This is a genomic window from Streptomyces muensis, assembly GCF_021474425.1.
GTDB lineage: Bacteria > Actinomycetota > Actinomycetes > Streptomycetales > Streptomycetaceae > Streptomyces > Streptomyces muensis.
In genome coordinates this window covers 1-13,228 of sequence record NZ_JAKEIP010000230.1, presented here as the reverse complement: position 1 = coordinate 13,228, position 13,228 = coordinate 1, and the positions used below count along the sequence as shown (strand labels likewise).

Sequence of the window (13,228 nt, the reverse complement as noted above, 5' to 3'; positions counted from 1 at the left end):
CCCCACGCCGGATCACAAACCCCGCCCCCCCCGAACTCTGGCACAGCTCAGCAGGGGAGGAACCTAAGGCCGCTCGCAGTGCTCATCAAGATCTCATCTGCCCCAACCACCCCTTAAAGGAAGGAATTTGAAGGAAATATTCCTCGAAAAAGGTTTCCCCTAGCTCCGTCATCCAGGACAATCGCCACCCGAACAGAAGTGGAAGGGCCGACGGGGCACGTCTCCACCGCTCTGACGGAACAGCACGCTGACCGAACGCCACCGCCGACTGCTGGTGCCGGGGGCAGTTCGGGGACCTCCAGAAGCGCCCCCCACAGACCGTCGCACTCCATGACTCGGGCGCGTTCTTAGCCAGTGCGATTGAAGGCCTACTGCATCCGCAGGCCCGATCGGGTCCCGCTGTGCAAACCAATGTGCCCAGCCTCCCGCATTGTGGCCTGGCCACAAAGCAGACCTCACCTCAGACGCCGCTCAGGGCGTCCGGGAGTCCTCCCTCTGACCTACGCATTCCATGCGCAGCCTCGAAAGACCCTCGGCAGACACATTCCAAGGTCAAGAAAAAGAAGAAACCGCAGGTCAGAGGTCTGACCTGCGGTTCACCTTGGAGCCGCCTTCGGGATTCGAACCCGAGACCTACGCATTACGAGTTGTCCGACTGTGGTCCGCTGGCGTCCGCAACCATCCGCTGAGAAGCCGAAATGGCAGGTCACACCTGATGCTGGACACCTGCGGAAGAGCGTGGACTCCGGTGGATCTTTGGACGATCGAGACCAGGACTGAGACCGCCCAGCAACTCGCCGCAACCCTGGTTCCGAGGCCTACATGACACCAAAGGACCGCACTGTTACCCGAAGAGGATCAACCGCGCGAAACCCGTAGAGCAGCCACGTAGTGCTGCTGCATGATGTTGATGTGCTATTGGCCTACATTGACGAGTCGGGCAACACTGGCGCGGTCGCTAAGGGCGGCACCGTGACCTACACACTCGGCTGTGTGCTGCTCAACTCGCAGGACTGGGCTGCATCGTTCGATGAGGCTGTAGCGTTTCGCCGTCGCATCAGAGACCGCTTCGGCATCCTCATGCGCTCCGAACTGAAGGCCAACTTCCTTCTCCGTAACAGCGGTTCAATCCGCGATCTTGGCCTCGCGCCTAGCGCCCGCTATGTCATCTATCGAGCCCACATGCGCGTACTCAGCGAGATGCGGGCCAAGGCGTTCGCCATTGTGATCGACAAACGAGAGAACGATCTCCGCGACTCCAACTGCTTCGAACTCGCCTGGATCACACTCCTCCAACGGCTTGAGCGCGCCAGCTCCGCTACCGGGGAACCAGTGATGATCTTCCATGACGAGGGAGAAAACGATCACGTGCGGCGTCTGGTCCGGCGAGCCCGGCGGTACATGACCGCGGGGAGCTTCTACGGCACAGGATCACTCAAAGTCCCTGCGCGGATGTTGGTCGACGATCCGGTTCCCAGACGCTCTGACCACTCGTATCTCATTCAGTTCGCTGACCTCGTGGCATACGCAGGATTCCGATCCTTCATCCCCCCGAGCGCGGGGGTGGCACGCGTATGCCCAAAGGAGATGTGGCTTGAGTTGGGGGATGCCATGCGCCGGGAGACCAACGGTGTGGCTGGCGGCCCTGCGCCCGGCGTCGTCGTCCGCAAACGTTAAGGCCCCCCAGGAATCCTGGGGGGCGGAAAGTGCCTAGCCGGAGCATGAGCTCCGGGTCAGCCCTTACGTCCACCGTACGGCAGGGCTCATCATGAGGAAACCCGTACGCAGGTGCGGTCACTCACAAGGTGTAGTCCACTGTCCGATACGGAATCCGCACCAGCCAAGTCAAGCTCCTCAACGCTCCCGTAGCGCGCTGGCGACATCGCTGCCAGCCTCACGGATGGCAGCCGCAACCTCCAGGAGCGCACTCGAAACCGCCGCCAGGCCCCACCCGACTGCGTTCTCTTGGTCGTAGTCGGTCGCCTTCGCCGACCGGCTATCGGCCATGTTCTCGTTCACACCAGGCATAGCCACCCCTTGATCGATGCCGTCATGACCCCGGGTAGCTACCTCTACTGCTCGCCGGTCAAGCGCACACCAAATGGAATGGCTGGAACGCTCCGCTATGCCGATTCGAGCAGATGACGCCCGTCGTGCGCACGGATGTGGGGAGCACCGGCCGGCTCCAAGGCGTCGAGCACACGCACCGCGTAGACCTCGCTCATCCTCTTCTCCACCTCTTCAGGAGTCAGCCATCCAACAGCAGTCGACTCGCTGGACGTGCGCTCCACTCCGCCGATCTGTCGGCACCGGAAGACCAGGGCCACGACCCCCCGGCTCATGTTCTTGTAGACGCCCGTCAGCCGCTCAATGGAGACGCGGATGCCTGTCTCTTCGAGCACCTCCCGCACAGCTCCGTCCTCAGGCCGTTCGTCTAGTTCAAGAACTCCCCCCGGAGGCTCCCACGTGCCGTTGTCGGCACGGCGGATCGCGAGGACACGACCGTCGTCGCGCACGACAACGCCAGCGACCGAGACCGAGTGAAGCGGCATTGGTACGCCTCCGAGTAGCGTTGCTTATGTACAGGACCCTAGGAGGAACAGTAGGACATGGCCACGTCCACCAGAGACTCGGGAAAGCCGAAGTATCTCCAGATCGCTGACGATCTTGTTCAGCAGATCAAGGGGAAGGACCTCCCCCCAGGAGAGCAGCTACCCAGCGAATCCGACCTTATGGAGAAGTACGCCGCCTCCCAAGGAACGGTTCGCAAGGCGTTCGCTGAGCTGCGCGCCACAGGGCTCATCGAGACCCGTCACGGCAAGGGCTCCTATGTGAAGCGGCGCCCTCCGGTGCGCCGGAAATCCTCTGACAGGTTCCGTCGGTCGCATCGCACGGCGGGCAAGGCCGCGTACCTCGCGGAGGCAGAGCAAGCGGGTAGTACGCCTAGCGTGAGCGTCCTGTACGTCGGACCGATCGACGCGCCCGAGGAGATCGCAGAGCGACTGTCGGTTCCGGCCGGCGCGAAGGTTCTGGCGCGGCGCCGCCTCTACTTCAGCGATGGCATCCCCACCGAAGAAGCCACCTCCTACCTTCCGTGGGACATCGCCAAGGACATCCCAGAACTGTTCGAGGAGAACCCTGGTGGCGGTGGCATCTACGCCCGGCTGGAAGAGCACGGGCACGTCCTCAAGGAGCTGTCGGAGACCGTACGCGTACGGCTCGCCACCAAGCAGGAGATTGCCGCGCTGAGCCTGAGCCCCGGCTCACCGATCATCCATCTGACCCGCAACGCAGAATCTGAGGCGGGTCGGGTCATCGAGGTCTGCGACACGTTCATGGCCGCTGACCAGTTCGTTTTGGAGTACCGCATCCCTGCGGACGACTGAAGAGCCCTCCTCCTGTACCCCGGCCCGCCGCAGCAATTTCGCGCGGCGGGTTGACTCATGTACATGAGTTAGGCACTCTCTTACATGTCACTCATGCACATGAGTGCAAGAGTGCAGGTGCTGTTGTATGCAGCGCCACCTCGGTCCGGGATGGCTCGCCACTACGAGGGGCCCCGCGCCGGTCGTTGCTTGAGAACTGCATAGGTGGGCCCCGCCTCCCCGAGTCGAAAAGGCGGACCGCGCGCCTGGATCGCGCATCGACCTTCGCGGCCCTTGCCGCGCCGGTTGCCTCCGCTGCTCGTCTCGTACGAGCAGCGCTGAGGGGAGCCGGAGATTCCGACTTCAACGGCGTGAGCCCCCGGTGCTGGAACACCGGGGGCTCTGTTCGGGCCGTTGCCACCTGCGAGGGAGAACACGACCCATGGACCACATCGTCACTGTTCAGGACGCTGTTACCGCGTTCGAGCCGTGGATGGAGCCCACGGATGCGGAGCTGGACGCCATCGAGGCGGAGATGCCCGTCATCCGTGCGGAGATGGAGTTGCTGGACGCGCAGATCGTCGTCATCGACCGTACGCCGTGCGAGCTGGACGAGCGGCGCATCCGCAGGGCCCGCCGGCGCGTGCTCGCCGCGCACCGCGACCAGGTCAACGGCCGGTCCGGTCAGACGGGCGGTGCCGCATGAACCTGCACCGCAAGGGCCGCACCGCCCTGGTGCTCGCACTGGTCGCCGTGGTCGGCATGGCCTTCCGGGTGTCCTGGAACGCTCTGCGGGACATCGCGGGCGCCATCGGCGCCGACGACACCGCCGCGACGCTCTACCCCTTCGTAGTCGACGGCCTCATGGCGCTGGCCCTGATCGCGACGCTCGTGCTCGCCGGGCGGGACCGCACGTTCGCGCTGCGAGTGCTGGCCGCCTACACGATCGCCTCGCTCGTGCTGAACTACGTGCACGGCCTGGTCCCGGAACTGCACGGCCGATCGGTCGACTGGGGTCGACTGGCCGACTGGGACCCGGCGAACTGGGCCCTGGTGCTGCTCGCCACCTCGCTTCCGGTCGGATCGATCTACTTCGGCTCCGACCTCGTGGCGAAGGTGCTGCACCACCGGCCCACCCCGATCGCAGCGCCGAACGCGAATGCGGAGGAATCGACCAATACCGAGATGAATCGGTCTAGGTCTGACCTCGCAGTATCGGCCCCGGAACCGATCACCCCGAACGTCACGGCACTGCCCCGACCGGTGGCCGTCGGCTTCATCAAGTCGACCATCCCGGCCAAGCCGCTCCCCTCGATCGAGCCGACCCCGGCCGTGCCGATCGAGAGGCGTGCGGTGGCTACCGAGTCGAGTCGTCCGCGCCGGGCCACGGGCCGTGTGCCCGAGGTCGCCCGCACTCCTCGCCCGAAGCGGACCCCGGATGAGTTGCTCGATGAGGCTCGGAAGGCCACGGCCGATTGGCCGGACACCAGGCTGACCGCCGAGGGCATCCGCCGTGAGGTCCGCACCTCCCCGGCAAACGCCCGCACCCTGCGCGACACCCTGCGCGCCGAACGCGGCCTGCAGGTCGTCTGATGGCTGCGCTGCCCGTCTACCGGTGGCGGCTTGCCCCGGACGGCTACGCCACCCGCCGCCAACTCCGCGCACGGGGCCTACGGCCCGGTGGTCAGGGTGTGGCCGCTCAACTGGAACGGCCCCGCCGACGGCGGGGCCCGCTGGTCGCCTATCTCTACCGCATCGACCAAGCGAAGCCGGTGCGTCCGATGACCCCGGCCCGGTGGGCGGCTCTGGCCAAGGCCAACGCTGCCCGCCGCACCTGCCCCGAGTGCCGCCGGGATGCGGGATACGTCATCCCGCCCTCGCTCGGCATGTGCTCTGCCTGCGCTTTTCCCGACAACGCCCCGGAGGGTGCGTCATGGAACAGCTCCCCGCACACCGTCCGCTGACGGTGGTTCAGCTCCCGGACGGCAGCCACGTCTACGCCGACCCCGCGTCCCTGCCCGCTCAGCAGCCCGCCGGGCCGCAGGTGGTGCACATCCACCAGGCGCCGCCGGACCGCACGGTGCAGCGCGTCGCGCTCGGCTCCGGCGTCGGTGCCGGAGCGGTGGCCGCCGGGGTCTACTTCGGCCCGCTACTCGTCGGCGTGCTGACCGCCATCGCCGCGAACCTTGCGATGCTCGCGTTCATCGCGCTCGTGCTCGGCTGGGCCGTCGTCACGGTCGTCCGCGCCGTCTCCGAGGGCGGCAAGAGGACCGGCCGGAAGGGCCGTTGAGCACCCCAGGGCCGTAGGCGTCCCTGAGAGCGCCTGAGCCCCCTTCCGGGTGGGGTTTGACCCCCGGAAGCCTGTTCGGCCGCCACAGACCCCACCGCGACGCTCCGTGACGGAAGTTTCCGTCCTCGCGCGCGCACGCGTAGGGGCCGCCTCGGAAACCAGGAAACCGGAAACATGCTCACTCCGCGTAACACACGCGCGTGGTGACGGGCCGTCGCAGGCCCGTCACCACCAACCCACCGATCCCGGAAATGAGGACACTCGTGAGTCACGGTCAAGTCTGGCGTGCCCACCGCCAGTACGCCGCCACTGCCGCACGCTGGACCGCCGACGTGTGGCGCAAGGAAGCCGACCGCCGCCGCGCCCTGCGCGCGGAACGCAAGCCGCTCGTGCGCGACGCTCGCCGCGCGCTCGCCACGGCCCGCGCCATCGACCCCGAGGGCGTCACCTCCCTGCGCCACCGCGCAGAGCGCGAACTGCGCACCGCCAAGCGGCGCGTGCCCGATCCGATGTGGCTGTTCGCCACCAAGACCGCCGCCGCGCTCGGTATCGCCGGGTACGTGTGGCTGCCGCAGGTCTCCACCCGCGCATGGGTGTGGTCGGCCATCGCCGTGGTCGCCGCCGTCACCGGCCTGTCGGTGTGGATCGCGGTGCGCGAGCGCGACACCACCGGCCTGAAGCCCACCGCTGAAGAGCGTGCGTTGCTGAAGCGGCTCACGCCGCAGCACTGGAAGGAGCACGCCGAACAGCGCGGCCTCGCGGGCACGTTGACCGGCCGGCCGAAGCTGACCGAAGCCGGGATCGTGTGCGCCGTCCGCCTCGACGGCACATGGACACCGGCCAAGCTGCGCGCCGCCGAGGACCACATCCGCGCCCTGCTCGGCGCCCGCACCAGCCTGCGCATGCAGATCAAGGCGGGTAAGCAGGGCGGCTGGGCCGAACTCATCCTGCGCACCCGCAGCGCGGCCGACGGCGACGACCTCACGTGGACGCCCGAGCGGCGCTCCCTCGGCGTCGACACCGTCACCGGCGAACAGGTCACCGTGCCGCTCGGGGAACGGCTGCTGATCGCCGGACGCTCCGGCGCGGGCAAGTCGGTGGCGTCCAGGCCGCTGCTGTACGACGCCTCCGAGGGTGAGTCGAACGCGCTGGTCATCATCGACCTCAAGCGCGTGGAAGGCCGCCTGTGGGACCACCGGGCCCGCGTCGCCTCCACCCCGCACGAGGTCGTCGACGTGGCCGCTGAGCTGGAGACGGAGATGCTGGAGCGGCTGGCCATCCTGCCCAAGGGCCAGGACACCTGGACCCCCACCCCCGACCGGCCGCGCATCACGGTCGTCGTCGACGAGGGCGCCGAGGTCATGACCGCCGCCGACAAGGTCCCCTACGAGATCGAGACCCCCGACGGCAAGACCCGCACCGTCAACCGCTCCGCGCTGCCCGCTCTGGAGTCCATCGCCCGCATGGGCCGCGCGGCCTGCATCGACCTGTGGTGGATGACCCAGAAGCCCACCATCGGCGACGGCATCCCCAAGCAGATCGCCCCACAGATCGGCGTCTCCATCTGCCTCGCGGTACGCACGCCGGCCGAAGCCCGCGTGGTGCTCGGGGAGGACGCACAGGCCAAGGGCTGGAACGCCGACGAACTCCCGGTTCCCGGCGTGGCGTTGGTCCGTGACGGCAAGCGCAAGCCCGACCCGGTCAAGGTCCGCTACATGGACAAGACGGTCGTCATCGCCCTGCCCGACCGCACCCCGTGGTCCCGCACAGCGGCTCCCACGGTGGAAGCCGCGGGCGCCCCGACGCTCACCCTCGTCAAGGACACCGCGACCGACGCGGCACCGGCCACGGACAGCGCCGTCGCCCGCGTCCTGAAGGCCATCGAGACCGCCGACGACCCGGTCCGCCAGAAGGACTTGGCCACGATCACTGGCCTGTCCAAGGGCTCCGTGTCCAAGGCCATCAAGACCCTCACCACCGGCGGCATGGTCGCCCGCACCCCCGACGGCCGACTCACCACCGCACGCGGCAACGACACCGCCGCCGCCTGAACCACGCTGCGCCCGAACTCACTTCTACGGCTGACAGGAGCCCCTGTGTCCTTCGAGATCCGCATCCTGTGCGAGCACCCCGACGTGCCCCGCATCGCCCAAACCGTCCTCGCCAGCGTCGACGCAACCTCCGTACGCCGCATGCCCACCAGCGACGGCACCCGCACGCGCCTGTACATCAACGCCGACCACCGCAGCAACCACGCCGACTGCACCGTCTGCGACGACGACGGCATGGTCCTGTGGGCGCTGCCAAACGGCAGCGAGCAGCGCCGCCCCTGCACCGGCATGGACTACGAAGACCTGCTCGCGGCCGGGCTGGTGCGCCACTCCCCGTACCGCCAGACCTGGCGACGCAGCACACACGACTAGCTACGCCAAGGGCGGCCCCCGCATCTCGCCAAAGACCTGGGGCCGCCCTTGCCCAGCCAGTCACCCATCAAGGAACTGGAGATCTCCCAGCATGACTCAACCCACCGACATCCGGCGAGTGCCGGCCTCCCTCCGGCCCGTCCGTGTCCTGGACGCCTACTGCTGCATCGGCGGCGCCACCTTCGGCTACCGGCGACTCGGCTGGCACGTCACCGGTGTGGACAATCAGGCACAGCCGGACTACTGCGGTCACGTCTTCCACCAGGGCGACGCGATCGAGTACATCCGCGCCCATGGCCACGAATTCGACTTCATCCACGCCTCCCCGCCCTGCCAGGGCGAGGGCGCCCCGACCAAGGGCACCAACAAGGCGCGCAACGCGGCCATCGGCCGGACCTACCCCCGGCTCATCGCGCCGACCCGTGCAGCGCTGGAGGCGACGGGCCAGCCGTACGTGATCGAGAACGTGGCCGGCTCCGAGGTCCGCAAGGACATCCGGCTGTGCGGGGAACAGTTCGGCCTCGGGGTGCTCATGCACCGCTACTTCGAACTCGGAGGCTGGACCACCGCACAGCCCGCCCACCCCAGGCACCGAGGCCGCGTGCGTGGCTACCGCCACGGCGAGTACCACCACGGCCCGTACGTGGCCGCATACGGCAAGGGCGGCGGCAAGGCCACCGTCGAAGAGATCCAGTGGGCCAAGCGAATCGACTGGTCCACCGACCACCTTCGACTGCGTGAGGCACTGCCGCCCGCCTACACCGAGTGGATCGGCCGCGCCTACCTCGCCACGCTCACTCCCGTCCTGGAGGTGGCGGCATGAGGCGCGAGAGCGAGGCCCTGATGCGTGCGGCCCTGGACGCGGCCGAACGCGGCTGGCACGTCTTCCCCCTGCGCCCCGGCACCAAGCGCCCGGCGCTGCACGGGGAAGCCACCTGCCCGCGCACCGGGCCGTGCGCGAGCGGACACCGCAAGTGGGAGCAGCGGGCCACCACCGACCCGGACCGCATCCGGGCCACCTGGTCACGCGCCCCGTACAACGTGGGCATCGCCACCGGCCCGTCCGGGCTGGTCGTCGTCGACCTCGACATGCCCAAAGACAAAGGCACTTCGGACGCGCCTAGCGGCGCGGCGACCTTTAAGACGCTCTGCGAGCGCGCCGGACACGCCATCCCGGCCACCTACCGCACCCGGACCGCGAGCGGCGGGACACACCTGTCCTTCACCGCGCCAACCGTTGTCCAACTCGGCAACACAGCGGGCACCGTGGCGCCGCTGGTCGACACCCGGGCATGGGGCGGATACGTGGTCGCCGCAGGCAGCATCACCCCCGCAGGCTGCTACGAGGCCGTGGACGGTCGCGCCGCTGCTCCGCTGCCCCGATGGCTGCTGCGACTGCTGCGACCGGCCCCCACCCTCCCCGCAGCACCCCTCCGCCTGCCTGCGGTCGACGGAAGCCGCGCGGCTCTGGCCGCACTCGAAGCAGAGTGCGCGGTGGTCGCATCCGCACCGGCCCAGCAGCGCAACAACACCCTGAACCGCTGCGCCTTCAAGGTGGGGCGATTCGTCGCATGGGGCGACCTCCCCCGGCACGTGGCAGAGGAGGCCTTCCAAGCGGCGGGAGAGGCGCGCGGACTCACCGTGACGGAGTGCCGCGCCACGATCCGCAGCGCTCTGGACAGCTCCATCCGCAAAGCGCGACCGAGGGAGGCGGCATGAACAACCGGCCCCGGTCCCCCTTGGAAGGCCAAGCCACACCCCCCACCGGCCCAGGTGCCGCCGTACTGGGCGCGCCGCTGACAGCCGTGGGCGAGCCGAAAGGCGCCGCCCGTCAGGGCGTCCGAACTGCTCTTTGCTCTGACCCGCACGGCGCCGACGGCCGCCGCGCCGTGCGCCCCCTGCGCAACCCCCAGGAAGGAAGGGCCGCCGCATGACCAACCCCATCGACGGCGCCGCGCTGCTCGACGAGGTGGAAGCCTTCCACCGTCGCTTCAACGTCTTCCCCACCGACGCGGCCTACGTCGCGGTCGCCCTGTGGGACGCACACGCCCACCTGCTCGACTGCTTCGACTCAACCCCGCGTCTGGCGTTCCTGTCCCCCGAGCCCGGATCGGGCAAGTCGCGGGCATTGGAGATCGTGGAAACCCTCGTGCCGCACCCGATGGTGGCCGTGAACGCGTCCGCCGCCGCGCTCTTCCGCGCGGTGTCCGGAGCCGACGGGCGGCCCACGATCCTGTTCGACGAGATCGACACCATCTTCGGCCCCAAAGCAGGGGACAACGAGGATCTACGCGGCTTCCTGAACGCCGGACACCGCCGTACCGGCGTCACCTACCGGTGCATCGGAGACGGCGGCAACCAGACCGTCCAAGCCTTCCCCTCGTACTGCGCGGTCGCAGTCGCCGGTCTCGGCTCCCTGCCGGACACGATCCTGACCCGCTCCGTCGTCATCCGCATGCGCCGGCGGGCCCGCAACGAGCGCGTGGAACCGTTCCGCGCCCGCATCCACGAAGCCGAGGGCCACAAGCTCCGTGACCGGCTCGCCGCGTGGGCGGAACAAGCCCGAGGGTTCGTGCTCGGGGCCTGGCCGGAGATGCCCGACGGAGTCACCGACCGGCCCGCCGACGTGTGGGAGCCGCTACTGGCCATCGCGGACGCCGTCGGCGGCCAGTGGCCCGAGCGAGCCCGCCGAGCGTGCGTGACGCTCGTCAAAGCCGCGCAGACCACCGACAAACACAGCCTCGGTATCCGGCTGTTGACCGACCTGCGCGACCACGTCCTGATCGGCGTGGACAAGCTGCCCACCATCGCCATCCTCGACCGGCTCAACGCCCTCGACGACGCGCCATGGGCCGACCTCGACGGCAAGCCGCTCGACAACCGGCGCCTGGCCCGGATGCTCGGCGAGTACATGACCGCTGACAACGCCCCCATCCGATCCCGCAACATCCGCACCGCTGGGGGAGTCCTCAAGGGCTTCCACGCGGAGGACTTGGCGGACGCGTGGGCGCGCTACTGCCCGCCCCCTCCCCAGGACTCCGCTACAGCCGCTACACCGCTACAGCCCAGCTCAGAGCCCCTGAATCTGTAGCGGCACCGAAGCATGTAGCGGCTACGCCCGCTACCCCGTAGCGCACGCGTAGCCGCTACACGCCACCCCTCCGCTACAAAAGCACCCCCGCTGACCTGCGATGTAGCGGCGTAGCGGATGTAGCGGACTTCCCAGAAGGGCCCCGAGACGCCTGCCGAGGAGGCACCCGGATGAGCACCGCGATTGCCGCCCCCGTCGACCGACTCCTGTACAAGCCCGAGGAGGCTGCCGAGGCGCTCGCCATCGGCCGCTCCACCGTCTACGAGCTGATGGCCGAAGGCGCCCTGAAGTACATCAAGTTGGGCCGTACGCGCCGGATTCGGCGTGCCGACCTCGAAGCGTACGTCGCGAATCTCTCCCCGCTGCCCAACTGACCCGAGCACACCACGAGGCGCCCCGAGCATCCCGCTCGGGGCGCCTCCCGCATGGAGGAGCACATGAGCCCCCGCAAGCCCAACATGGAGTCATCCATCTACTTCGGCGCCGACGGTTGGTGGCACGGTCGCGTCACCATGGGCGTGAAGAGCGACGGCAGCCCTGACCGACGCCACCGCCGGGCCAAGACCGAGCCCGAAATCAAGCGCAAGGTCAAGGAGTTGGAGCGCCTGCGCGACCAGGGGCGCGCGCCCGCCGCAGGCCGTAAGCCGACCGTCGCCGCCTGGATGGAGACCTACCTCACCGACATCGCAAGCTTGAAGCTCAAGCCGCGCTCGCTCGACGACTACTGGTCAAAGACCCGCAACGACATCATCCCCGGCGTCGGCAAGCACCGCATCGACAAGTTGCAGCCTGAGCACCTGGAGCGGATGTACCGGGCCATGCTCGACGCCGGTCACGCCCCCTCGCACGTCGTGAAGGTGCACCGCATCCTGTCCCGCGCCCTGAAGATTGCCCACCGCCGCCGCATCGTCGGTGAGAACGTCGCCACGCTCGTGGACCCACCGAGTATCGACGAGACCGAGGCCAACCCCTTCACCAAGGCGGAGGCCAAGGCGTTCCTTGAAGCCGCCTCGAAGCGACCTACCTTCATGCGATGGATCGTCGGTGTCGGCATGGGGTTCCGGCAGGGCGAGACGCTCGGCCTGCGGTGGTCGTACGTCGACCTGGAAGCGGAGCTGTTCCGCCCGGAGTGGCAGCTACAGCGCCTCACCTGGCGACACGGATGCGACGACCCGCACGCCTGCGGGGCCCGCCTGCACCGCTTCGAGCCGTGCCCGCCGGACTGCACCACTCACAAGGGCTACAAGCGCGGCTGCCCAAAGCCGTGCGCCAAGACCTGCACGAGGCACGCGAGCGCCTGCCCGGAACGCAAGGAGGGCGGACTCGTCTTCACCCGCCCCAAGACCAAGAAGAGCCGGAACGCCGTCCCGATCCCACCCGTCTTCATCCCCTTCCTGCACGACCACAGGGCCCAGCAGGAGGAGATGCGGGCCGCCGCCGGGGAACTGTGGCAAGAGCACGACGTCGTGTTCTCACGGCCGGATGGGCGCCCGCTCGACCCGCGCGCCGACTACGAGGAGTTCAAGGAGCTGCTCAAGGAGGCCGGGATCGATGACCGCCGCCTGTACGACGGGAGCCGCCACACCGCCGGCACGATCCTGAATGAGCTCGGCGTCGACATGCCCACGATCATGGAGATCCTGCGGCACACCCAGATCAGCCAGACCCGTAGGTACGTGAAGGGCCGATCTCACCTGTCGAAGGACGCCATGCGGCGCATGGGCGAGTTCTTCGTACCCGCGCCCTCAGCGCCGACTCCGGGCCCCACTGAGACCAGAACTGAGACCGCCGATACCCGTGCGGCGCGCGCCCGGCGTCGTCGCCGCGTCCGCTGAACGACAAAACCCCAGGTCGGAGCTAATCCGGCCTGGGGTTCGAGTGGAGCCGCCTTCGGGATTCGAACCCGAGACCTACGCATTACGAGTGCGTTGCTCTGGCCATCTGAGCTAAGGCGGCGCGCCGTCCGCACTATGGTGCGATCAGCAACGTCGGTAAGTCTACACAGTTTCCGAGGTGCTCCGTACCAGCCCCTCCCGAACCCTCCCGGACCCGCTCGGGC

At 68.4% G+C, this 13,228-nt stretch carries 15 protein-coding genes and 1 tRNA gene; 13 read left to right on the top strand and 3 right to left on the bottom strand.

What is annotated here, in order from left to right; translation table 11 throughout:
- Positions 1 to 891 precede the first annotated feature (891 nt).
- Positions 892 to 1,677, top strand: a complete 786-nt coding sequence (locus L0P92_RS34700) for a DUF3800 domain-containing protein (RefSeq protein WP_234767031.1) — start codon at positions 892 to 894, stop codon at positions 1,675 to 1,677.
- A gap of 177 nt (positions 1,678 to 1,854) precedes the next feature.
- Here the strand turns inward: L0P92_RS34700 and L0P92_RS34695 are convergent, their stop codons facing one another.
- Together L0P92_RS34695 and L0P92_RS34690 are read right to left on the bottom strand one after the other, a co-directional pair.
- On the bottom strand, positions 1,855 to 2,019 hold the full coding sequence (locus tag L0P92_RS34695; protein ID WP_234767030.1) for a hypothetical protein: 165 nt from the start codon (positions 2,017 to 2,019) through the stop codon (positions 1,855 to 1,857).
- A 104-nt stretch (positions 2,020 to 2,123) separates the two neighbouring features.
- A complete protein-coding gene (locus tag L0P92_RS34690; protein WP_234767029.1) occupies positions 2,124 to 2,552 on the bottom strand; it encodes an NUDIX hydrolase in 429 nt (142 codons plus the stop codon).
- 57 nt (positions 2,553 to 2,609) lie between these two features.
- Here L0P92_RS34690 and L0P92_RS34685 point away from each other — a divergent pair, with 57 nt between their 5' ends.
- The 12 genes from L0P92_RS34685 to L0P92_RS34630 all read left to right on the top strand — a co-directional run bounded on the left by L0P92_RS34685 (position 2,610) and on the right by L0P92_RS34630 (position 13,004).
- A complete protein-coding gene (locus L0P92_RS34685) occupies positions 2,610 to 3,386 on the top strand; it encodes a GntR family transcriptional regulator (protein WP_234767028.1) in 777 nt (258 codons plus the stop codon).
- Positions 3,387 to 3,807: 421 nt separating this feature from the next.
- On the top strand, positions 3,808 to 4,071 hold the full coding sequence (locus L0P92_RS34680; protein WP_234767027.1) for a DUF6284 family protein: 264 nt from the start codon (positions 3,808 to 3,810) through the stop codon (positions 4,069 to 4,071).
- A complete protein-coding gene (locus L0P92_RS34675) occupies positions 4,068 to 4,958 on the top strand; it encodes a DUF2637 domain-containing protein (RefSeq protein WP_234767026.1) in 891 nt (296 codons plus the stop codon). The genes L0P92_RS34680 and L0P92_RS34675 overlap by 4 nt, the downstream gene beginning before the upstream one ends.
- Entirely contained in the window at positions 4,958 to 5,329 is a 372-nt protein-coding gene (locus L0P92_RS34670) for an RRQRL motif-containing zinc-binding protein (RefSeq protein WP_234767025.1), read from the top strand. Before L0P92_RS34675 ends, L0P92_RS34670 begins: the two co-directional genes overlap by 1 nt.
- Entirely contained in the window at positions 5,299 to 5,655 is a 357-nt protein-coding gene (locus L0P92_RS34665) for a DUF6251 family protein (protein WP_234767024.1), read from the top strand. The genes L0P92_RS34670 and L0P92_RS34665 overlap by 31 nt, the downstream gene beginning before the upstream one ends.
- A gap of 263 nt (positions 5,656 to 5,918) precedes the next feature.
- Positions 5,919 to 7,706: a MarR family transcriptional regulator gene (locus tag L0P92_RS34660; RefSeq protein WP_234767023.1), complete on the top strand. Its 1,788-nt coding sequence runs from the start codon at positions 5,919 to 5,921 to the stop codon at positions 7,704 to 7,706.
- 45 nt (positions 7,707 to 7,751) lie between these two features.
- Positions 7,752 to 8,078, top strand: coding sequence for a hypothetical protein (locus L0P92_RS34655; RefSeq protein ID WP_234767022.1), 327 nt, complete (start codon positions 7,752 to 7,754; stop codon positions 8,076 to 8,078).
- A gap of 91 nt (positions 8,079 to 8,169) precedes the next feature.
- On the top strand, positions 8,170 to 8,901 hold the full coding sequence (locus L0P92_RS34650; protein WP_234767021.1) for a class I SAM-dependent methyltransferase: 732 nt from the start codon (positions 8,170 to 8,172) through the stop codon (positions 8,899 to 8,901).
- Positions 8,898 to 9,797, top strand: a complete 900-nt coding sequence (locus L0P92_RS34645) for a bifunctional DNA primase/polymerase (RefSeq protein ID WP_234767020.1) — start codon at positions 8,898 to 8,900, stop codon at positions 9,795 to 9,797. Before L0P92_RS34650 ends, L0P92_RS34645 begins: the two co-directional genes overlap by 4 nt.
- 211 nt (positions 9,798 to 10,008) lie before the next feature.
- Positions 10,009 to 11,169: a DUF3631 domain-containing protein gene (locus L0P92_RS34640; RefSeq protein ID WP_234767019.1), complete on the top strand. Its 1,161-nt coding sequence runs from the start codon at positions 10,009 to 10,011 to the stop codon at positions 11,167 to 11,169.
- Between the two features lie 170 nt (positions 11,170 to 11,339).
- Positions 11,340 to 11,543, top strand: coding sequence for a helix-turn-helix domain-containing protein (locus L0P92_RS34635; protein WP_234767018.1), 204 nt, complete (start codon positions 11,340 to 11,342; stop codon positions 11,541 to 11,543).
- 63 nt (positions 11,544 to 11,606) lie between these two features.
- Positions 11,607 to 13,004 (top strand): tyrosine-type recombinase/integrase, encoded by a 1,398-nt coding sequence (locus L0P92_RS34630; protein WP_234767017.1) that lies wholly within the window; start codon positions 11,607 to 11,609, stop codon positions 13,002 to 13,004.
- A 44-nt stretch (positions 13,005 to 13,048) separates the two neighbouring features.
- On the opposite strand, the gene L0P92_RS34625 is transcribed toward L0P92_RS34630, so the two are convergent.
- Positions 13,049 to 13,125: transfer RNA gene (locus L0P92_RS34625), tRNA-Thr, on the bottom strand.
- Positions 13,126 to 13,228 lie beyond the last annotated feature (103 nt).

Bases quoted from the DNA above. Each gene is read 5' to 3' on its own strand.
- L0P92_RS34690 (WP_234767029.1), bottom strand. From the start codon at position 2,552: ATGCCGCTTCACTCGGTCTCGGTCGCTGGCGTTGTCGTGCGCGACGAC.
- L0P92_RS34685 (WP_234767028.1), top strand. From the start codon at position 2,610: ATGGCCACGTCCACCAGAGACTCGGGAAAGCCGAAGTATCTCCAGATC.
- L0P92_RS34680 (WP_234767027.1), top strand. From the start codon at position 3,808: ATGGACCACATCGTCACTGTTCAGGACGCTGTTACCGCGTTCGAGCCG.
- L0P92_RS34675 (WP_234767026.1), top strand. From the start codon at position 4,068: ATGAACCTGCACCGCAAGGGCCGCACCGCCCTGGTGCTCGCACTGGTC.
- L0P92_RS34670 (WP_234767025.1), top strand. From the start codon at position 4,958: ATGGCTGCGCTGCCCGTCTACCGGTGGCGGCTTGCCCCGGACGGCTAC.
- L0P92_RS34665 (WP_234767024.1), top strand. From the start codon at position 5,299: ATGGAACAGCTCCCCGCACACCGTCCGCTGACGGTGGTTCAGCTCCCG.
- L0P92_RS34650 (WP_234767021.1), top strand. From the start codon at position 8,170: ATGACTCAACCCACCGACATCCGGCGAGTGCCGGCCTCCCTCCGGCCC.
- L0P92_RS34645 (WP_234767020.1), top strand. From the start codon at position 8,898: ATGAGGCGCGAGAGCGAGGCCCTGATGCGTGCGGCCCTGGACGCGGCC.
- L0P92_RS34640 (WP_234767019.1), top strand. From the start codon at position 10,009: ATGACCAACCCCATCGACGGCGCCGCGCTGCTCGACGAGGTGGAAGCC.
- L0P92_RS34635 (WP_234767018.1), top strand. From the start codon at position 11,340: ATGAGCACCGCGATTGCCGCCCCCGTCGACCGACTCCTGTACAAGCCC.
- L0P92_RS34630 (WP_234767017.1), top strand. From the start codon at position 11,607: ATGAGCCCCCGCAAGCCCAACATGGAGTCATCCATCTACTTCGGCGCC.